18 protein-coding genes are annotated in these 19412 nt (G+C 70.4%); 13 read left to right on the top strand and 5 right to left on the bottom strand.

All coding sequences use genetic code 11. The features are described 5' to 3' along the window. The first annotated feature begins 74 nt into the window (after nt 1-74). The 5 genes from ACFU6I_RS21510 (at nt 75) to ACFU6I_RS21490 (ending at nt 4707) form a co-directional block, all read left to right on the top strand. Nucleotides 75-998 (top strand): ABC transporter permease, encoded by a 924-nt coding sequence (locus ACFU6I_RS21510; RefSeq protein WP_384369052.1) that lies wholly within the window; start codon nt 75-77, stop codon nt 996-998. Next, nucleotides 991-1965, top strand: coding sequence for an ABC transporter permease (locus ACFU6I_RS21505; RefSeq protein ID WP_384369049.1), 975 nt, complete (start codon nt 991-993; stop codon nt 1963-1965). The genes ACFU6I_RS21510 and ACFU6I_RS21505 overlap by 8 nt, the downstream gene beginning before the upstream one ends. A 12-nt stretch (nt 1966-1977) precedes the next feature. Continuing rightward, nucleotides 1978-2955, top strand: coding sequence for an ABC transporter ATP-binding protein (locus ACFU6I_RS21500; protein ID WP_384369046.1), 978 nt, complete (start codon nt 1978-1980; stop codon nt 2953-2955). Continuing rightward, on the top strand, nt 2945-4147 hold the full coding sequence (locus ACFU6I_RS21495; protein WP_384369043.1) for an ABC transporter ATP-binding protein: 1203 nt from the start codon (nt 2945-2947) through the stop codon (nt 4145-4147). Before ACFU6I_RS21500 ends, ACFU6I_RS21495 begins: the two co-directional genes overlap by 11 nt. 275 nt (nt 4148-4422) lie before the next feature. Further along, nucleotides 4423-4707: a hypothetical protein gene (locus ACFU6I_RS21490; RefSeq protein WP_384369040.1), complete on the top strand. Its 285-nt coding sequence runs from the start codon at nt 4423-4425 to the stop codon at nt 4705-4707. Nucleotides 4708-4757: 50 nt separating this feature from the next. Here the strand turns inward: ACFU6I_RS21490 and ACFU6I_RS21485 are convergent, their stop codons facing one another. Next, nucleotides 4758-6893: an alpha/beta fold hydrolase gene (locus tag ACFU6I_RS21485; RefSeq protein WP_384369037.1), complete on the bottom strand. Its 2136-nt coding sequence runs from the start codon at nt 6891-6893 to the stop codon at nt 4758-4760. A 204-nt stretch (nt 6894-7097) separates the two neighbouring features. Between ACFU6I_RS21485 and ACFU6I_RS21480 the strand changes: the two genes are divergently transcribed. The 8 genes from ACFU6I_RS21480 (at nt 7098) to ACFU6I_RS21445 (ending at nt 14676) form a co-directional block, all read left to right on the top strand. Continuing rightward, nucleotides 7098-7292, top strand: coding sequence for a hypothetical protein (locus tag ACFU6I_RS21480; RefSeq protein WP_345510548.1), 195 nt, complete (start codon nt 7098-7100; stop codon nt 7290-7292). Between the two features lie 120 nt (nt 7293-7412). Then, complete coding sequence (gene mshB, locus ACFU6I_RS21475) at nt 7413-8351, top strand: N-acetyl-1-D-myo-inositol-2-amino-2-deoxy-alpha-D-glucopyranoside deacetylase (RefSeq protein ID WP_384369034.1); 939 nt, start codon at nt 7413-7415, stop codon at nt 8349-8351. Further along, nucleotides 8348-8794, top strand: coding sequence for a DUF6113 family protein (locus ACFU6I_RS21470; RefSeq protein ID WP_384369031.1), 447 nt, complete (start codon nt 8348-8350; stop codon nt 8792-8794). The genes mshB and ACFU6I_RS21470 overlap by 4 nt, the downstream gene beginning before the upstream one ends. 175 nt (nt 8795-8969) lie before the next feature. Beyond that, nucleotides 8970-11066 carry a hypothetical protein gene (locus ACFU6I_RS21465; RefSeq protein ID WP_384369028.1) on the top strand — a complete coding sequence of 699 codons (2097 nt, stop codon included), beginning with the start codon at nt 8970-8972 and terminating at the stop codon, nt 11064-11066. Between the two features lie 139 nt (nt 11067-11205). After that, a complete protein-coding gene (locus ACFU6I_RS21460; RefSeq protein ID WP_384369025.1) occupies nt 11206-12144 on the top strand; it encodes an ABC transporter ATP-binding protein in 939 nt (312 codons plus the stop codon). Beyond that, nucleotides 12138-12893, top strand: a complete 756-nt coding sequence (locus ACFU6I_RS21455; protein ID WP_384369022.1) for an ABC transporter permease — start codon at nt 12138-12140, stop codon at nt 12891-12893. The genes ACFU6I_RS21460 and ACFU6I_RS21455 overlap by 7 nt, the downstream gene beginning before the upstream one ends. Next, nucleotides 12890-14068, top strand: coding sequence for a sensor histidine kinase (locus tag ACFU6I_RS21450; protein ID WP_384369019.1), 1179 nt, complete (start codon nt 12890-12892; stop codon nt 14066-14068). Before ACFU6I_RS21455 ends, ACFU6I_RS21450 begins: the two co-directional genes overlap by 4 nt. Then, nucleotides 14065-14676, top strand: coding sequence for a response regulator transcription factor (locus ACFU6I_RS21445; RefSeq protein ID WP_384369016.1), 612 nt, complete (start codon nt 14065-14067; stop codon nt 14674-14676). The genes ACFU6I_RS21450 and ACFU6I_RS21445 overlap by 4 nt, the downstream gene beginning before the upstream one ends. 78 nt (nt 14677-14754) lie before the next feature. On the opposite strand, the gene ACFU6I_RS21440 is transcribed toward ACFU6I_RS21445, so the two are convergent. The 4 genes from ACFU6I_RS21440 to ACFU6I_RS21425 all read right to left on the bottom strand — a co-directional run bounded on the left by ACFU6I_RS21440 (nt 14755) and on the right by ACFU6I_RS21425 (nt 19384). Further along, nucleotides 14755-15489 (bottom strand): class F sortase, encoded by a 735-nt coding sequence (locus ACFU6I_RS21440; protein ID WP_384369013.1) that lies wholly within the window; start codon nt 15487-15489, stop codon nt 14755-14757. Between the two features lie 151 nt (nt 15490-15640). Beyond that, nucleotides 15641-16909 carry a hypothetical protein gene (locus ACFU6I_RS21435; RefSeq protein WP_384369010.1) on the bottom strand — a complete coding sequence of 423 codons (1269 nt, stop codon included), beginning with the start codon at nt 16907-16909 and terminating at the stop codon, nt 15641-15643. Nucleotides 16910-17535: 626 nt separating this feature from the next. Further along, nucleotides 17536-18363 carry a tetratricopeptide repeat protein gene (locus ACFU6I_RS21430; protein WP_384369007.1) on the bottom strand — a complete coding sequence of 276 codons (828 nt, stop codon included), beginning with the start codon at nt 18361-18363 and terminating at the stop codon, nt 17536-17538. 19 nt (nt 18364-18382) lie between these two features. Further along, on the bottom strand, nt 18383-19384 hold the full coding sequence (locus tag ACFU6I_RS21425; protein ID WP_384369004.1) for a GNAT family N-acetyltransferase: 1002 nt from the start codon (nt 19382-19384) through the stop codon (nt 18383-18385). Nucleotides 19385-19412: the final 28 nt, after the last annotated feature.

Here is a 19412-nt window from a genome sequence, read left to right as displayed (position 1 = left end):
GTGCACACCCCGCACCGGCCACCCGGCTTCCCCATCCCCGAGCAACTGCCCCCCCGCGACCCCCGGAGCCCCTCATGGGACGGTATGTGATCCGGCGGCTGCTGCAGATGATCCCGGTCTTCTTCGGCACCACGCTGTTGATCTTCCTCATGGTGAACGTGATGGGTGACCCCATTGCGGGTCTCTGCGGCGAGCGCCAGTGCGATCCTGCGACCGCCGCTCAACTCCGCAGGGAATTCGGCCTCGATAAGCCGGTCTGGCAGCAGTACCTCACCTACATGGGCAATGTCTTCACCGGCGACTTCGGCACCGCGTTCAACGGCCAGAAGGTCACCGAGCTGATGGCCACCGCCTTCCCCATCACCATTCGGCTCACCGTCATCGCGATCGTCTTCGAAGTCGTCATCGGCATCAGCCTCGGCGTCGTCACCGGTCTGCGCCGCGGCCGGCCCGTCGACACCACCGTGCTGATCCTGACCCTGGTCGTCATCTCCGTCCCGACCTTCGTCACCGGTCTGCTGCTCCAACTCCTCCTCGGCGTGAAATGGGGGATCATCGACCCGTCCGTCTCCTCGGAGGCGCCGTTCGATGAACTCCTCGTCCCCGGGCTCGTCCTCGCCTCGGTCTCCCTGGCGTACGTCACCCGGCTCACCCGGACCTCGATCGCCGAGAACGCCCGCGCCGACTACGTCCGTACCGCCGTCGCCAAGGGCCTCCCCAGGCGCCGGGTCGTCATCCGGCATCTGCTGCGCAACTCTCTGATCCCCGTCGTCACCTTCATCGGTACGGACGTGGGCGCCCTGATGGGCGGGGCGATCGTCACCGAGCGCATCTTCAACATCCACGGCGTCGGCTACCAGCTCTACCAGGGCATTCTGCGCCAGAACTCCCAGACCGTCGTCGGGTTCGTCACCATTCTGGTCCTCGTCTTCCTGGCGGCGAACCTGGTCGTCGACCTCTTGTACGCCGTACTCGACCCGAGGATCCGCTATGCCTGAGCAGACCCCGGACGAAGCGATCTCTGCGGGAGGAGCGGGTGCGGGCATGGACCTCGCCATCGAGGAGGGGGAGACCCTGGAGAAGACCCCGGGCGGCCCCGAAGGGACCGGGCCGGCGGAGAAACCCCGCAGTCTCTGGTCCGACGCCTGGCGCGACCTGCGCCGCAACCCGGTCTTCATCATCTCCGCCCTGATCATCCTCTTCCTGGTGATCATCTCGATCTGGCCGTCGCTGATCACGAACCAGGACCCGCTCAACTGCGACCTGGGCAAGGCTCAGGAGGGCTCGCAGCCCGGCCACCCGTTCGGCTTCGACGGGCAGGGCTGCGACGTCTACACCCGTACGGTCTACGGGGCCAGGGCCTCGGTCACCGTAGGTGTCTGCGCCACCCTCGGAGTCTCGCTCCTCGGCGGCATCCTGGGCGGTTTCGCCGGCTTCTTCGGCGGCTGGTGGGACTCGGTCCTCTCCCGCCTCACCGACGTGTTCTTCGGCATCCCGGTCGTCCTCGGCGGCCTGGTCTTCCTCTCCGTGGTGCCGGGCTCCACCGTCTGGCCGGTGATCGGCTTCATCGTTCTGCTGGGCTGGCCGCAGATCGCCCGTATCGCACGTGGCTCGGTCATCACCGCCAAACAGAACGACTACGTCCAGGCGGCCCGAGCGCTCGGCGCCTCCAACTCCCGGATCATGCTCCGCCACATCGCCCCCAACGCGGTCGCCCCCGTGATCGTCGTCGCGACCATCGCCCTCGGTACGTACATCTCCCTGGAGGCGACCCTCTCGTTCCTCGGCGTCGGGCTGAAACCGCCGGCGGTCTCCTGGGGCATCGACATCTCCGCAGCGGCCAACTACGTCCGCAACGCCCCGCACATGCTGCTCTGGCCGGCCGGAGCGCTGGCGATCACCGTGCTCGCCTTCATCATGCTCGGCGACGCGGTGCGCGACGCCCTCGACCCCAAGCTGCGCTGAGGAGCCGTTGCCATGTTGCTCGAAGTGCGCGATCTGCACGTGGAGTTCCACACCCGGGACGGGGTGGCCAAGGCCGTCAACGGGGTCAACTACTCGGTGGCCGAGGGTGAGACGCTCGCCGTGCTCGGCGAGTCCGGGTCGGGCAAGTCGGTCACCGCGCAGGCGATCATGGGGATCCTCGACATGCCGCCCGGGAGGATCAGCGGCGGCGAGATCCTCTTCAAGGGCCGCGACCTGCTGACACTGAAGGCGGAGGAGCGACGGAAGGTCCGCGGTCAGCAGATGGCCATGATCTTCCAGGACGCCCTGTCCTCCCTCAACCCGGTGCTCAGCGTGGGGGAACAGCTCGGCGAGATGTTCGTGGTGCACCGGGGGATGTCCCGTAAGGACGCCAGGCTGAAGGCCATCGAGCTGATGGACCGGGTCCGCATCCCCGCTGCGAAGGACCGGGTCGGGAACTACCCGCACCAGTTCTCCGGCGGTATGCGCCAGCGCATCATGATCGCCATGGCGCTGGCGCTGGAACCGTCGTTGATCATCGCGGACGAGCCCACCACCGCCCTCGATGTGACCGTCCAGGCCCAGGTGATGGACCTCCTCGCGGAACTCCAGCGCGAGCTCAACATGGGCCTCATCCTGATCACCCACGATCTGGGCGTGGTCGCCGACGTCGCCGACCACATCGCCGTGATGTACGCGGGCCGGATCGTCGAGTCGGCCCCCGTCCACGAGATCTACAGGGCGCCCGCCCACCCGTACACCAAGGGTCTGCTCCGGTCGATTCCGCGGCTGGACCAGAAAGGCCAGGAGCTGTACGCCATCAAGGGGCTGCCGCCCAACCTGCTGCGCATCCCGCCCGGCTGTGCCTTCAACCCGCGCTGCCCGATGGCCCAGGAGATCTGCCGCGGCGAGGTGCCGCCGCTGTTCGAGGTGGCCGAACACCGCGAGAGCGCCTGCTACTTCTGGAAGGAGACGCTCGATGCGCGCTGAACAGGGGAGCATTCGCGCGGGCGGCGAACCCATTCTGGAGGTCATCGACCTCGTCAAGCACTACCCGTTGACCCAGGGCATCCTGTTCAAGAAGCAGGTCGGTGCGGTCAAGGCGGTCGACGGTGTCTCGTTCGAGCTGGCCGCGGGCGAGACCCTCGGCATCGTGGGGGAGTCCGGCTGCGGCAAGTCGACCGTCGCCAAGATGCTCGTCCATCTGGAACAGCCGACGTCCGGCGCGATCAAGTACAAGGGCGAGGACATCACCAAGCTGTCCGGGCGTGGGCTGAAGGCCGTACGGCGCAACATCCAGATGGTGTTCCAGGACCCGTACACGTCGCTCAATCCGCGGATGACGGTCGGCGACATCATCGGGGAGCCGTACGAGATCCACCCCGAGGTCGCGCCCAAGGGGGAGCGGCGGCGCAAGGTGCAGGACCTGCTCGATGTCGTGGGTCTCAACCCGGAGTACATCAACCGCTACCCGCACCAGTTCTCCGGCGGCCAGCGCCAGCGCATCGGCATCGCCCGTGGGCTGGCCCTCAACCCCGAGATCATCGTCGCCGACGAACCGGTCTCGGCCCTCGACGTCTCCGTGCAGGCCCAGGTCATCAACCTGCTCGACCGGCTGCAGGCGGAGTTCAACCTGAGTTACGTCTTCATCGCGCACGACCTCTCGATCGTCCGGCACATTTCCGACCGGGTCGGCGTGATGTATCTGGGCAGGCTCGCCGAGATCGGTACGGACGAGCAGATCTACGATCACCCCACGCACCCGTACACGCAGGCCTTGCTGTCCGCGGTGCCGGTGCCGGACCCGATGGCGCGCGAGTACCGCGAGCGGATCATCCTGCACGGCGACGTGCCGTCCCCGGCCAACCCGCCGTCGGGCTGCCGCTTCCGCACCCGCTGCTGGAAGGCGCAGGAGCGGTGCGAACTGGAGGTGCCGTTGCTCGCGGTCCCGGCGGTCTTCCGGCTGGCGGACACCGCGGCCGCACACGATTCGGCATGCCACTTCGCGGAGGAGAAGCAGGTGGTGCCACAGGAGGGGCTGCTGGAGGCGCCGGAGACAGAGCCGGTGGAGCCCGGGGCGCCGGAGGAGCCGGGCGGCCCCGGTGAACCGGCTGCACCCGACGACGCCGCGGGCAAGGGCGACGGGCCGGCGCCCCCGTCCGGAGGCGCGCACGCCGACTGACCGCCGAAGGGAACGCGACCCCGGATGCGTTAACGCACGGGCAACTTGACCGTCGCACGTCCGATATACGAACGCATCACCATGGACAACGTACGGCCGTGCGGGTGCCGTGAACCGGTCGGAGGGTTGTCATGTCCCTCCGGCCGGTTACCCGGTTCAACCGGAGTGCGGACGTCCCCCTTGTCGGGTGACCGGGCCCGCTGGAGTATCGCAGGCGTGATACTCACGCGCGGGGCACGCGTCACCGGTGCCGTCCTGTGTGCTGTGCTCGCGGCATGGTCGCCGCCGGGCTGCTGCTGCCCGGCGGGATCCTGGGAATCGCCCGTGTGCTGCACTTCGAGCTGCTCGACCACTTCGGGAAGCTGTCGACCGAGGGCCGGCTCACGGTGCTGACGTGGTTCTTCGAAACGACCGCCGCAGTGGTGGTGCTGCTGGTCATGGCCCGAAGAGGCTTCCCCGACAGCGCCCCCGCCCCCACTGTCCAGGACCAGCGCCACGGCTATCCGCAGCCCGGTGTGTTCGGGCCCCCGCCGCCCTCCCGGCCCCCACCGGGCTGGTAGGACCCGCCCGGCCCTCGGGGCCCGGGGGAGACCGAGGACGGAGCGCCCGACTAGGCCCTGTCCAGCCCCAGCGCCCGCTTCAGGAAGTCCACCTGCAACAGGAGCAGATTCTCCGCAACCTGCTCCTGCGGAGTCATGTGCGTGACCCCGCTCAGCGGCAGTACCTCATGCGGCCGCCCGGCCGAGAGCAGCGCCGACGACAGTCGCAGCGAGTGCGCGACCACCACGTTGTCGTCCGCCAGCCCGTGGATGATCATCATCGGTCGGACCTGGTCCGCGGCCTCGGACAGCCCCTCGTCGGTGAGAAGCGAGTTGTACGCGTACACCTCGGGCTGCTCGGCCGGATCGCCGAGATAGCGCTCGGTGTAGTGCGTGTCGTACAGCCGCAGATCCGTCACCGGCGCGCCCACCACTGCCGCATGGAAGACGTCCGGCCGCCGGAGCGCGGCCATGGCTGCCAGGTATCCGCCGTACGACCAGCCGCGGATCGCCACCTTGGAGAGATCCAGCGGGAACCTTTCGGCGAGTGCGTGCAGCGCGTCCACCTGGTCGTCGAGGCTGAGGGTGAAATTGTTCTTGACCGCCTTCTCCCAGCCGGGTGAGCGCCCCGGTGCGCCCCGGCCGTCCGCGACGACGACCGCGAAGCCCTGATCGGCGAACCACTGCGACGTCAGGTGCGGATTGTGGGCGGCAAGGACCCGTCGCCCGTGCGGTCCACCGTACGGATCCATCAGGACCGGAAGCGGACCATCTGATTCCTGATAGTCGGTGGGGAGCAGCACGGCGCACGGAATCCGCTGTGCGCCCCCCTCGGTGAACTGCACCCGGGCCGTCAGAACCGGCTCCTCCGCGTGGTTCGCGACCGTCGCGACCTGCTTGCCGCTCCGGAGCACCCGCACCTCCGTGCCGGGCCGCTCCGGCGACGCCGAGACCAGCACGGTCACCTCGCCCGCCCGGACCGCGGAGTGCACCCCCGCCCCCTCGGAGACCCGCTCCACGCCCAGCTCGTTGACCCGGTAGACATGGCTCTGCCCGATCTCCGGCGCCGCCGCGTCCTCGCCCGCCGAAGCCGACACCAGGACGTCCGACTCGCCGATGTCCAGTACTGCCTGGATCTGCAACTGCGCCCCGGTCAGCGGCCGGTCGCCGACCGCGAGGACCCGCGCCCCGCCCTCGTCCACGATCCGCACGAGCCGCCCGTCCGGCGCCCACGCCGGCACCCCGGGGAACAGGTCCAGCCACACCGGGTCCTCGTCGACGTGAACCGTCCGCGTCGCACCGCTCTCCGTGTCCACCGCGAGGAAGAGCTGACTGCGCTGGTCACGGGCCTGCACCAGGATCAGCGGGGCGCCGTCCGACGACCAGTGCACCTGTGCCAGATACGGATACCGGCCCCGGTCCCACACCACTTCGGTACGGGCCCCGTCCAGGTCCGTCACCAGGAGTCGCACCTCCGCGTTGGGCGTCCCCGCCGCCGGGTACGCGACCTCGGCGGGCTTGCGGTCCGGGTGCGCCGGGTCGGCGATCCACCACCGCTTCACCGCACTGTCGTCGACCCTTGCGACCAGCAGCCGGTCCGACTCGGGCGACCACCAGAAGCCGCGCGAACGGTGCATCTCCTCGGCCGCGATGAACTCCGCGAGACCGTACGAGATGTGCGCGTCCTCGGGCTCCGCGAGCGCCCGGTCCCCGTCACCCTCCGCCCCCACGACGCGCAGTGCGCCCTTCGACACGTATGCGACATGACGTCCGTCGGGCGACGGACGCGGGTCCAGTACCGGGCCCGGTACCGGCAGCGCGCGGGCCGTCCCGGCCCGCAACTCGGCGACGTACACCTTCCCGGAGAGCGCGAACGCCGCCAACTCGGCCGCGGAGTCGACCGCATAGCCGACGATCCCCGCAGACCCCTCGCGGCTCCGCTCGCGCCGCGCCCGCTCCTGCGGGGACAGCTTCTCCGCCGAACCGCCCAGCAGCGCCTCGGGGTCGGCGACGAGCCGCTCCTTCGGCGTGGAACCGTCCGTCAGGTCCAGCACCCACAGCCGGTTGGTCCGGTCCGTGCCGGAGGCCGACCGCAGGAAGATCACCCGCTCCCCGTCCGGAGAGACGGTGAACGCCCGCGGAGCGCCGAGGGTGAACCGCTGTGTTCTGGCGTGCTGACGGGGAAACGAGAGCTTCTGCGAGGTCATACCCCCGAACCCTAGGGCCTGATCGGAGTGGGGAATGCGGAACGGGACATAGCGCCCGACCGTCCGGTCGTGCGCCCCTCGTGCTGCTGTGCCCCGATCAATGCGGTGGCACGGATAGTTATGATCCGTAGCGCTCGGTGGGTATGAACCTGCTGGCTCCATGTGTGCTGCCCGTCCCGACCGTACTGATGGAGGTGAACCGCCGTGGCACTCTCGATTTCGGCGGTGGTGCTGCTGGCGATCGTCGTCTTCCTGCTGATCCGGAGATCCGGACTGAAGGGCGGACATGCGGTGGTCTGCATGTTGCTCGGTTTCTATCTCGCGAGTTCGTCCATCGCACCCACCATCTCGGAGCTGACCACGAACGTGGCCGGCATGATCGGCGACATCAAGTTCTGATCCGGTTCCTGTCCTTCGGGTCATGCCGGGCTCGCGGGGGGTCCGGCACGCGCAGCTGCGACCGGTCCCGGCCCCCTCCGTGGTCGGCCCCCGGGGCAGTCGGCTCGTAGGGTGGGTCCCATGACGGACCTTCCCGCCCGTCGTCTGCTCCTGGTGCATGCGCACCCCGACGACGAGTCGATCAACAACGGCGCCACCATGGCCCTGTACGCGGCCCAGGGCGCCCGGGTCACTCTGGTGACCTGCACGCGCGGCGAGGAGGGCGAGGTCATCCCGCCCGAACTCGCCCATCTCACAGCCGATCGGGACGACACCCTCGGTGACCACCGCATCGGTGAACTCGCTGCCGCGATGAAGGAGCTCGGGGTCACCGACCACCGTTTCCTCGGCGGCCCCGGACGGTTCCGGGATTCCGGAATGATGGGTGCCGAGCAGAATCACCGCCCCGGCGCCTTCTGGAACACGGACGTGGACGAGGCCGCCGGGTACCTCGTGGAGGTGATCCGCTCGGTACGCCCCCAGGTCCTCGTGACCTACGACCCCGACGGCGGGTACGGGCACCCCGACCACATCCAGGCGCACCGCGTCGCGATGCGCGCCGCGGACCTGGCAGCCGACCCCGCGTACCGCAGCGGACTCGGTGCCCCGCACGCCATCGACAAGATCTACTGGAATCGGGTGCCGCGCTCCGTCGCCGAGCAGGCCTTCGCGCGGCTGCGCTCGACGGCCTCCGACGCCTTCCCGGGGATCGCCGCGATCGACGACGTACCGGGTGTGGTGAACGACACCCGGATCACCGCGGAGATCGACGGCGCCGCCCACGCCGCGGCCAAGACGGCGGCGATGCGGGCACACCGCACCCAGATCGCCGTGGACGGCCCGTTCTTCGCCCTCTCGAACGATCTGGGTCAGCCCGTCTTCACCACCGAGTACTACGAGTTGGTACGGGGAACGTCCGGAGCGCCCGCGGGTGCACGGGAACACGATCTCTTCTCGGGCGTACCGGGCGTATCGGGTACGGAGGACGTGCCGGGGGCCGAGTCGGGAGCACGGTCATGAGCAGCGGCAAGCAGCGCCGGCCCCGAAGCGACGCTCCGCCCCGGGAGCCCGTGCCCACCGGTCTCGCCGCGCCCCTGAACCCGGGCCGCATCGGGGCCTACCTGGGCCTCGCGGTCCTCGGTGCGCTCGTCGGGCTCGCGGGAGCATTCGTCCAAGCCGCCTGGTTCCCGGGCGGCTTGCTGCTCGCACTGGTGGCCTGCGCCGGACTGTTCTACGGGGGCCGCATCCTCATCGGGACCCAGGTCGGTTCCCTCGCGCCCGCCGCGGGCTGGCTGATTTCGGTCATTGTTCTGCTCGGCGGACGGCCGGAGGGCGACTACGTCTTCGGCGACGAACTGGGGCTCATCCTCTTCATGCTGGGGGGGATGGCCGTCGCTGTGATGTGTGCCACCATGTCGCGGTCGCCCCAACAAGGCGCCGACAACGGCCGACCTGGCAAGTAATGTGCCACGTCCGATCCCGTAATGCCCCCCGTCCGTCGGGGAGGCGCACCGTCGTTTCCCCCGGTCGCGGGGTGTCTGTCGGTGGCGGCCAGTATGGTGGTTCGCGCGCCGAGCCGTCCCCTGGCCTGCGGCACGGGGGAAGTACGGGCGGCGGAGCCAATCGGGAGAACCTGCTTTGAGTCGTGAAACTGACAGTTCGTCCACCGGCCCCCAGGGGCGCGGGGGAGCCGCGTATCCCTCGGGTACGCCGCCGTACGGATCACGCCAGTATCCGTCGCTGCACCCTTCGCAGGACGCCCCGGAGGAGACCCCGGAGCCTGCGGATTCGCCTCAGTCCGAAGAGCCGAAGACCGAGACGACACTGACGACGCGTATCCGGATCAACATCCCCGGCTCGCGCCCCATCCCGCCGGTCGTGATGCGTACGCCGATGGGCGATGCCGACGCGGACGCCACGCGTGAGCGCACGGGCAGCACACCGCGCCCCGGCGCACCCGAGTCCGGCGGTGCACCGGGCGCACCGGGCGGACCGGCCACCGAAGCGAGAGACGGCTCCGCGACCGCGGAGCCGAGCGCCGAGAAGCCGGCCAGGGAGAAGAGCGGCAGCGACTGGTTCGCTCCGCGCAAGGCACCGACGAACACGTCGGTGGTCGACGCCGCGGCCGGGCCGGCCGCCAATGCTGCTGCCGGATCCTCCGGCGCGGGCGGGGGTGCCGGATCCGGTGCTCCCACCCCGCCGCGCGCCGATCTGCCGTACTTCTCGGACGGCCCGCAGAGCACCGGCGACCAGGGTGCGCCCCGCCCCGGCGACGACTCCGCGGCCCCGGGCGGGCCGCGTGCCACGCCGAATCTCGGTGTGCGTACGCCGGGCCCGTCCGGCCCGACGACCGGACCGGTCACCGGCACCTCGTCCCTGACTCCCCGCCCCGGCGGGCCGGGCGGCCCCGGCCCGGCAGGTCCGGGTGCGGGCCAGGCGCGTCCCGGCGGACCGTCCGCTCCCGGCGCCCCCGGTGGCGTACCCCCGCGGATGTCCGACGACACGGCCGTCCTCACACCGCAGTTCGCACCGCCCGGCCCCGGCGGCCATGTCTCGGGGGACACGCTCAACAGCGGTATCCCTGTCGTCCCGCCGGAGCACCGCTCGCCGTCCGCCCCGTCCCTGTTCCCGAACGCGGGCGGCCCCGCGGGTCCCGGTGCGCGCGCCGACCTGCCGCCCCGAGGCCCGAACGACCCGATGGGCAGCGGACCGGCAGGACCGGGCGGCCCCGCCGCCCAGGCGTCCGCCCCCGCCCGCCCGACCCCGGCCCCGGCCCCGGCGAAGAAGAAGGGCCGCTCGAAGCCGGTCCTGCTCGGCGCGGGCGTTGTCGTCCTGGCCGGTGTCGCCTACGGCGCGGGGCTGTTGATGAACCACTCCGAGGTCCCCAAGGGCACCACCGTCCTCGGCGTCGACATCGGCGGCGGCACGAAGGAGCAGGCCGTCGCCAAGCTGGACGCGGCTCTCGGCGAGCGCGCCAAGACCCCCCTCCAGCTCTCGGTCGACGGCAAGAGCGAGAAGCTCGCCCCGGAGAAGGCCGGTCTCGCGCTGGACAGCGTGGAGACCGTGCGCGGCGCCGCGGGCAGCGACTACAACCCGGTCTCGGTGATCGGCTCCCTCTTCGGGGCCGAGCGCAAGGCCGACCCGGTGATCCCGGTCGACGAGGAGAAGCTCGGGGTCGCGCTGACGGACCTGGCGGGCGTGTCCGGCTCCGCCAACGACGGCACGATCAAGTTCGAGCCGGGCAAGGCCGTCGCGGTCCCCGGCAAGGCGGGCAAGGCGCTGGACGTCAACAGGTCGATGATCTCGGTACGGGACGCGTACCGTGCCCAGGTGCAGACGGGCAAGGCGGCCACGGTCCAACTGCCGGTCACCACCCGCCAGCCCACCATTGCCCAGGTCGAACTGGACCGCGCGATGAAGGACTTCGCGAAGCCCGCGATGTCCGGCCTGATCACGATCAAGGCAGGGCCCAAGCAGATCCAGTTCGGACCGGCGAAGTCGCTGCCCCAGATCCTCTCCATGAAGGCGGTCGACGGCCGGCTGGTCGAGGTCTACAACAAGACCGCGATCGACACCCTCTGTGACGGCGTCTTCGACGGCATCATGATCACCAAGGGCGACGGCAAGAAGCACCAGCTCAGTGCGGACGACGTGGCACACGCCATGCAGACCGCGCTGCTCGGCAAAACCCCCACCGAGCGCACCGCCACCATCGCCCTCGACGGCAACGGATAGCACCACCGAAGCACGGATCCCGACGACGCCGCCCCCTGTTCCGGGGGGCGGCGTCATGCGTGGGGCATGACATCTGTCATCCCCGATTCACGACCCGTGACCCTGCCGGGCGGCCACCCCACTCCGCCAGCCTGGACGCATGACGACGACAGCCACCGAAGCCACCGCCGCGCACGCCGCAGTGGTCAGCTTCGACCAGGTCAGCAAGGCGTACGGAGACGTACGCGCCGTCGACGGGCTCACCCTCGACCTGCACCCCGGCGAGACCGTGGCGCTTCTCGGCCCCAACGGCGCCGGCAAGTCCTCCACTCTCGACCTGCTCCTCGGCCTGCGCACCGCGGACTCCGGCACGGTCCGGCTCTTCGGCGCTTCCCCGCAGGAGGCGATCGCCAGGGGCCGGGTCGGCGCGATGCTGCAGACCGGCGGCCTGATGGAGGACGTCACCGTCGAGGAGATCGTCCGGCTCGTCTGCGATCTGCACCCGCGGCCGTACCCGGTCGGCGACGTGCTGGCCCGTGCGGGCATCGCGTCGATCGCCGACCGGATGGTCAACAAACTCTCCGGCGGCCAGGAGCAGCGCGTGCGGTTCGCGCTCGCCACCGCCGGGGCCAATGACCTGATCGTCCTCGACGAGCCGACCACCGGCATGGACGTCACCGCCCGCCAGGCGTTCTGGGCCACCATGCGGGAACAGGCCGAGCAGGGCCGTACCGTCCTGTTCGCCACCCACTACCTCGAAGAGGCCGACGCGATCGCCGACCGCGTCCTCGTCCTCCACAAGGGGCGGCTCCTCGCCGACGGCACCGCAGCCGAGATCAAGGCGAAGGCCGGAGCCCGCCGGATCTCGTTCGAACTCGAGAGCGCGGTCGACGAATCGGCCCTGCGCGGCCTGCCGTTCCTCTCCACGCTCGACATCAGCGGCAACCGGGTCCGCATCCAGTCGCACAACGCCGACGCGACCGTCCACGCGGTCTACGCACTCGGCCTCTACCCGCGCGAACTCGAAGTCGCAGGACTCGGCCTGGAGCAGGCCTTCGTCGCCATCACCGAGGCCGAGGAGGCCAGAACCGCATGCTGAATTTCTTCTCGTGGGCACTCATCAAGCTCGAAGTGACCCGCACCCTGCGGAACAAGAAGTTCATGTTCTTCTCGGTCATCTACCCGTCGGTGATCTACCTGCTGATCTCCGGAACCCGGAACACCACCGACAAGGTTCCGCACACCGACCTGACCCTGCAGGCCTTCTTCATGGTTTCGATGGCCTCCTTCGGTGCTCTGACCGCCGTCCTCATGGGCAACAGCGAGCGCATCGCCAAGGAGCGCGAGAAGGGCTGGGTCCGCCAGCTGCGCCTCACCCCGCTGCCCAGCCGCGGCTACGTCCTGGCGAAGATCGCCAGTGCAGCCATGGTCACCCTGCCGTGCATCGTGGTCGTGTTCCTGGTCGCCGCCGTGGTCAAGCACGTACGGATGGAGACCTGGCAGTGGTTCGCGCTGATCGGGGTCATCTGGGCCGGATCGCTGGTCTTCGCGGCGCTCGGCGTCGCCATCGGCTACATCGCCAGCGGGGACGCGGTCCGCCCGATCACCATGATCATCTACTTTGGGCTGTCGATCCTCGGCGGCCTGTGGATGCCGAGCGCGACCTTCCCGCAGTGGCTCCAGAACATCTCCGAGTGGCTCCCGACCCACGCGTACGCTTCACTCGGCCAGGCAGTCGAGATGGGCGGCTCGCCGCATGCCAAGGACGTCGCCATCCTCTGCGTCTACTTCCTGCTCTTCGCGGGCGGCGCGGCCTGGCTCTACCGGAAGGACACCCTGAAGGCGTGAACGACGACGAGACGTTCGTGGGGATCGGGCGCCCGCCGACCGACCGCCGTCAGGTGGGCGTCAAACTGCTCTGGATCGGCATCTGGCTCGCGTTCATGAGCGCCCCGGTCAAGGACCTCATCGACGGCAACCACACCCCGTGGGCCACCGGGCTGGGAGCTCTCGGCCTGCTGGTCTTCGTCGGGACATACCTGGTCCTGGTCTTCCGCCACACCTCGAAGGCACTGGACCGCCGCCGGGTCGGGGCGGCGATCACCTTCCTCGGCGCGCTGGCAGCCGTCCTCTCCCTGTCGCTGGGCACCCCGTGGCTGGTCCTCTTCGTGTACGTCTCCGTCACCGTCGGGGCCACCCTGCCTCTGAGGACCGCCGGCTGGCTGATCCCCGTCGTCACCGCCGTACTCGTCGGCATCGGCCTGACCGGTGACCACCCGCGTGAGGTCATCACCGCCCTGGTCTTCCCCGCCCTGCTCGGCGGGTTCGCCATGACCGGCGTACGGCAGATGATCCGTACGACGATCGAGCTGCGCGAGGCCCGCGCCACCGTCGCCCAACTCGCCGCCAACGAGGAGCGGCTGCGGCTCGCCCGTGATCTGCACGACCTGCTCGGCCACTCCCTCTCCCTGATCACGCTCAAGAGCGAGCTGGCGGGGCGGATGCTCCCCGACCACCCCGAGCAGGCGGCGCTCCAGGTCGCCGACATCGAACAGGTCAGCCGCCAGGCGCTGGTGGACGTCCGCAGCGCGGTCACCGGCTATCGACGGCCCACGCTCCCCGGCGAGCTGGCCGGGGCCCGTACCGCACTCGTCGCCGCGGGCATCGTCGCCGACATCCCGACGGACGCCCCCGCCGAGCTGCCCGAGAAGCCGGAGGAGGTCCTCGCCTGGGCGCTGCGGGAAGCCGTCACCAATGTCGTACGCCACAGCGGCGCCCGCCGCTGCGCGGTCACGCTCACCCCCCGCCAGACGCTCGACGGCCGGGTCCTCGAACTCACGGTGGCGGACGACGGCCGGGGCGGCTCCGGAACGAAGGCGGGCAACGGCCTCACCGGCATCAGCGAACGACTCGCCACGATCGATGGCATGTTGACCACCCGGGCCACCGACTCCGTTTCCGGTAAAGGCTTCACACTCACCCTCAGTGTTCCACTCGGATCCGGCCTAGGATCCGGTGAATGAGCATGATCAGACTCCTCCTTGCCGAGGACCAGTCCATGGTGCGCGAGGCCCTTGCGGCGCTGCTCGGTCTGGAACCCGACATCGAGGTGGTGGCCCAGGTCGCCCGTGGTGACGAAGTCCTCGTGGCGGCTCGCGAGAATGCCGTCGATGTCGCCCTCCTCGACATCGAGATGCCGGGCATGACCGGCATCGAAGCGGCGGGCGTGCTGCGCCGGGAACTCCCGGCCGTGAAGGTCGTCGTCGTCACGACCTTCGGTCGCCCCGGCTATCTGCGCCGGGCGATGGAGTCGGGCGCGGACGCGTTCCTGGTGAAGGACGCGCCGGCGTCCCAGCTCGCGGAAGCGGTACGGAAGGTGCTCGCCGGCGAACGCGTCATCGATCCGACCCTGGCGGCCGCCGCGCTCGCCGACGGCGCGAGCCCACTGACCGAGCGCGAACGCGACGTGCTGCGCACGGCGGCCGACGGCTCCACCAACGCGGAGATCGCCGCAGCGCTCCATCTCTCGCAGGGCACGGTCCGCAACTACCTGTCCACGGCGATCCAGAAGACGACGGCACGCAACCGGGCGGAAGCGGTGCGGATCGCGAGCGAGAAGGGCTGGTTGTAGGGCCGCCCCCGGGGGTTCGGAACGGACGGAGAACGTCAGCTGCGGGGCAGCCGAGGGCTGTCCCGCAGTTCAGGTGGTTCAGGCGCGCGTCGCCTTGTCGAGATGGGCGAACACCACCACGTTGTCCTTGTAGTCCTTGGCCTTCCTGTCGTAGTTGCCGCCGCACGTGATCAGGCGGAGCTGGGCGGACGGGGTGTCGGCGTACACCCGCTTGTCGGGGAAGTTCGCCTTGCTGAAGGTCTCCACCGAATCGACCTTGAACGAGGCGACGCTGCCGTCCGCCCTCGTGATGTCGACCGTGGCGCCCGGTTTCAGGAACTGGAGCTGCAGGAACACCGCCGGGCCGGTCGTCGTGTCGACGTGGCCCGCGACGATGGACGCGCCGCGCTCACCGGGCGTCGCGCCGTCCTTGAACCAGCCCACCAGGTTCTTGTCGTTGGGGGGCGGGGCATTGAGCTGTCCGGTAGGGCCGATGGACAGGGGGGTGAAGGGGGCGTCGACGGCGATCGTCGGGATCCGGAGCCGCTTGGGCTTGGAAGCGGGCATGGACAGGCCCTGGAGAGAAGCGGAGGCCGAGGGGGTGGTGGGGGCTGGTGGGGCGGGTGCGGGGGCCGCGGGAACGTCGGGCCCGGGGATGGCGGGTGCGAGCACCGCGGGGGTGGTCAACGGCTTGTTGTCGTCCGAGACGCCGAGGGAGTTGTAGATCAGGAGCAGGCCCAGCCCTGCCGCTGCTGCGGGCCAGAGAAGGGCGCGGCCGATGGCGGGGGAGCCGGGCTGGGAGGGGGTGGAATCGGACGACTGCGGGGCGGCCATGGAAGCGTGCCTTTCTTCTGTCCTTCTTCTGTGTGGCATCGGTCGGTCGGTGCTCGGCCAGTCGGCGGAACCGGGGAAACGCAGCCGCCGCGACCGCCGCCCCGGGGGACGGCGACCGCGACAGCTGCGCGCGATCAGCGGTTCAGTCCGTTCAGGCCACCGCGCCGCCCGTGGCCTGACGGCGGCGCACCTTGTATGCACCGACGCCCAGCCCACCGATGAGCAGCGCCGAACCGGCAGCCAGACCGCCGCCGGTCATCGCGGTCCCGCCGCCACCGGTGTGGACGCCACCGCGGGGCTTGCCCTCGTCGCCGCCACGGCCGCCGCCGTAGCCGCCCTCGCTGCCGCCACGGCCGCCGCCGTAGCCGCCCTCGCTGCCGCTACGGCCGCCGCCGTAGCCGCCCTCGTCGCCGCCGCCGTAGCTGCCTTCGTCGTCGCCGCCGTAGCCGCCCTCGTCGCCGCCGCGGCCGCCCTTCTTCGAGTTGTCGTCGGAGGCGTTGCCGGGCTGCCACTCCTTGGCCACCGTCATGGCCATGGCGCCGCCACCGGTGTGGACGCCACCGCGAGGCTTCTCGCCCTTCTCGCCCTTGCCGCCGTGGTGGCCCTTGTCGCCGTGGTCGTCCTTGCGCCCGTGGTCGTCCTTGCGCCCGTGGTCGTCCTTGCGCCCGTGGTCGTCCTTGCCCTTGTTGCCGTGCTTCTCGGCCCAGCCGCCCTTGCCGTGGTCGGGCCGGGCGTCCTTGTCGCCGTAGCCGCCCTCGTCGTCGCCGCCGTAGCCGCCTTCGTCGTCGCCGCCGTAGCCGCCTTCGTCGTCGCCGCCGTAGCCGCCTTCGTCGTCGCCGCCGTAGCCGCCCTTGTCGCCGCCCCAGCTGCCCTTGTCGCCGCGGTCGTCTCCGCCCTTCTTCGAGTTGTCGTCGGAGGCGTTGCCGGGCTGCCACTCCTTGGCCACCATCATGGCCATGGCGCCGCCACCGGTGCGGACGCCACCGCGGGGCTTGTCGCCCTTCTCGCCCTTCTCGCCCTTGCCGCCGTGGTGGCCCTTGTCGCCCCAGCCGCCCTTCTCGCCCCAGCCGCCCTTCTCGCCGTGGCCGCCCTTGTCGCCCCAGCCGCCCTTCTCGCCGTCGTCGTCCTTCTCGCCGTGGTGGCCCTTCTTGCCGTGGTCGTCCTTCTCGCCGTGGTGGCCCTTGCCGCCGTTGTCGTCCTCGCGGTCGCCGCCGCGGTCGCCGTTGTCGTCGCCGCGGTCGCCGCCGCGGTCGCCGTTGTCGTCGCCGCGGTCATCGCCGCGGCCGCCGTGATCGTCACTGCTGGAGGAGGAACCGCCGTCCCAGTCATCGGCCAGCGTGATGGCATGGGCAGCAGGAGTGGTGATGGCGAGGACCGCGGTGATCGCGGCCGAAGCGAACAGTGTGCGGGCAGAGCGCATCTGAACACATTCCTTTCGACGCGACTGCGATGAGTGACGGGGTGCCGACTCAAGGTGACGCAGTTGCGACGTGATCCACCGTTAACCGGAACGCGACTCGGCGCCATCGGGGAGCTGTGCATTGGAGCTATGCCGTGGGCCCTTCGGGTGGCGATCTACCGATAATCACCCATCGGACTGCATATCGTGGCGTAATCAGGTTTGGCCCCGCACAGCCGCCTTTTTTCTGATGCTTCCTCATGGTGACGCGCCGTGCGATCGGTGCGGCGAGACCCTGACGGTCGGCCTGAACTCGCCTGCAGTAATGGCTGGTTGATGGTGTGCCCCGTGCGCGTGTGATCGCCTGGGGGTGTCCTCCGCGTCACTCGTGAGGCGCTGCGGGGCCGGTGCGAGGAGCGGCGCCAGTGGCGCGCAGGAGAGACCGGGCGCCCGCTCGGGCGACCTCCGGACATGCGCCGCTCCCCCTCCGACCCGATGGAGGCTTGCCGCACTCGGCCCGGAGCTTCAGCTGCCGTGTTCGGTACGGGAGACGGGGGTTCCGCCGTGGCGCCTGTGCACCGGGCCCGGCCTGCGACCGAGGTCCGAACGGCCGCCGGACCACCCCGGTCCCCCAAAGTTGCACACCCCTAATTCAGCAAGGCCCGCGCCGCTCGTGCCCGCCCCCGAACCATCTCCGCCGCCGCCGGCTCCACCGCTTCCACCAGCTCCGCGTACTCCTCCATCTCCTCCGCCCCGCGAAGGAACTGCCCGCTCTGTACCAGCAGCTGCGCCCGCTCGTAGCGCAGCCGCGCCGGATGCGAGGGCAGCAGCAGTGACAGTTCCACCGCCCACAGCGCCACCCGAGTGCACTCCGGGCGGACCGCCGCCCACGCCCTGATGTTGTTCAGGATCCGCAGCACGATCTCCAGCGGCCGGGCCGGCACCAGCATCGACGGCTCGAGCGGCGCCCCGGTCGCCCCCGTCACCAGCAATTCCGCGTCCTGGCCGGTCATCGGCCTGCCGCCGGCGAACGGGTCGGCCAGCACCTGTTCCGCCGGATCGCCGAACCCGACGACGAAATGACCCGGCAGCGCCACCCCGTACACCGGAGCGCCCGCCCGCCGCGCCACCTCGATCCACACCACCGACAGCAGGATCGGCAGCCCGCGCCGGCGCCGCAACACCTCGTGCAGCAGCGACGACTGCAGCCGTTGGTAGTCCGTCGACGAGCCCACGAACCCGCACCGCTCGCCGAGCAGTTCGGCCAGTGCCGAGGCCCAGGCGCGCCCGCCCCGTACCCCGTACGGAAGCAGTCCCGCAAGCCGGTCCAGTTCGATCTGTGCGGCGTCGATGCCGTCCGCGTCCAGGGCCGGGTCGGCCTCCGCGGCCAGCAGCAGGCAGAGCAACGCCAGGTCGGGCCGTTCGGCGCGCGCCTCCTCGGCGAACTGCTGCCGGGGGTTCAGCCGAGGGTTCATGGGGGACATGCTCCTGTCCCTAGGCGGACCGGAAGTGGTGGTACAGGTGATGGGTCACGAACCCCATCCGGTCGTACAGCGCATGTGCCCCCTCATTGTCCGCCTCCACCTGCAGCCACGCCGCCGACGCCCCCTCGTCCAGCGCCCGCCGGGCCAGTGCGGTCATGACCGCGGAGGCCAGACCCCGCCGCCGGTACGCGGCATCGACCTCGACAGCCATGAAGCCCGCCCAGCGCCCGTCCACGACACACCGTCCGATCGCGGCAGGCGCGTCGCCCGCCGCGTCACCCGGCACGGTCGCGAACCACACCGAGGGCCCGCTGCCCAGCACCTTCAGTACATGAGGGCCCGGAGTGTCGAAGCGCTGGTACCGGGAGAGCCACGCCTCGTCGATCCCCCGGCTCAGCCGCACCCGCGCGATGTCCGCGTCCAGATCGCCGATCGGCGCCAGAGCCGCGATCCGCACCTGCGCCGTGACCTCGCGCCGCCACCCGTGCTCCTCCAGCTCCGCGCACAGATTCTCCTGTGTGCCCTCCGCGCCCGTCGCGGTCTGGATGTAGGCGGGCAGCCCGCGGTCCTCGTACCAGCGCTCCACCCGCGCGAGCGCCTCGTCGAGCGGCACCCCGGGGTCGCCGAGCGGCAGCACGGAGTTGGCGCGCCGGGTGAAACCCTCCGCCGCGCGCAGCTGCCAGTCGCCGAGCGGTTCGCTCTCCACCGGCTGCCAGGCGCGGGCGCAGACGTGGGCGAGTTCCGCGAACGTGGCCGACGGGCCCCGGCGCCGGGCCGGCGCGGAGGGGACGACCTTGCCCGCCACCAGCGAGGATTCCGCGATGTGGACGGATTCACCGCTCTTCGGTGTGATCGACAGCACATGATTGTTCCAGGATGTGAGAACCCCGACGGTGTCGGTGAATCTCCAGCCCGCCGCGCCGCCTTCCGAACGACGTCGGACTGATACCCGTTTGCCCACGTCAGCCGGGGTAATCCGGACCTCAGCCCGTCCGCCCATGGTGAATTCCACAGCTCTCTCCGCCCCTCCTGTTCGGTTC

The sequence above is a fragment of the Streptomyces sp. NPDC057486 genome (genome assembly GCF_042802415.1).
Lineage (GTDB): Bacteria > Actinomycetota > Actinomycetes > Streptomycetales > Streptomycetaceae > Streptomyces > Streptomyces yanii.
This window is presented reverse-complemented; position numbering and strand designations above follow the sequence as displayed.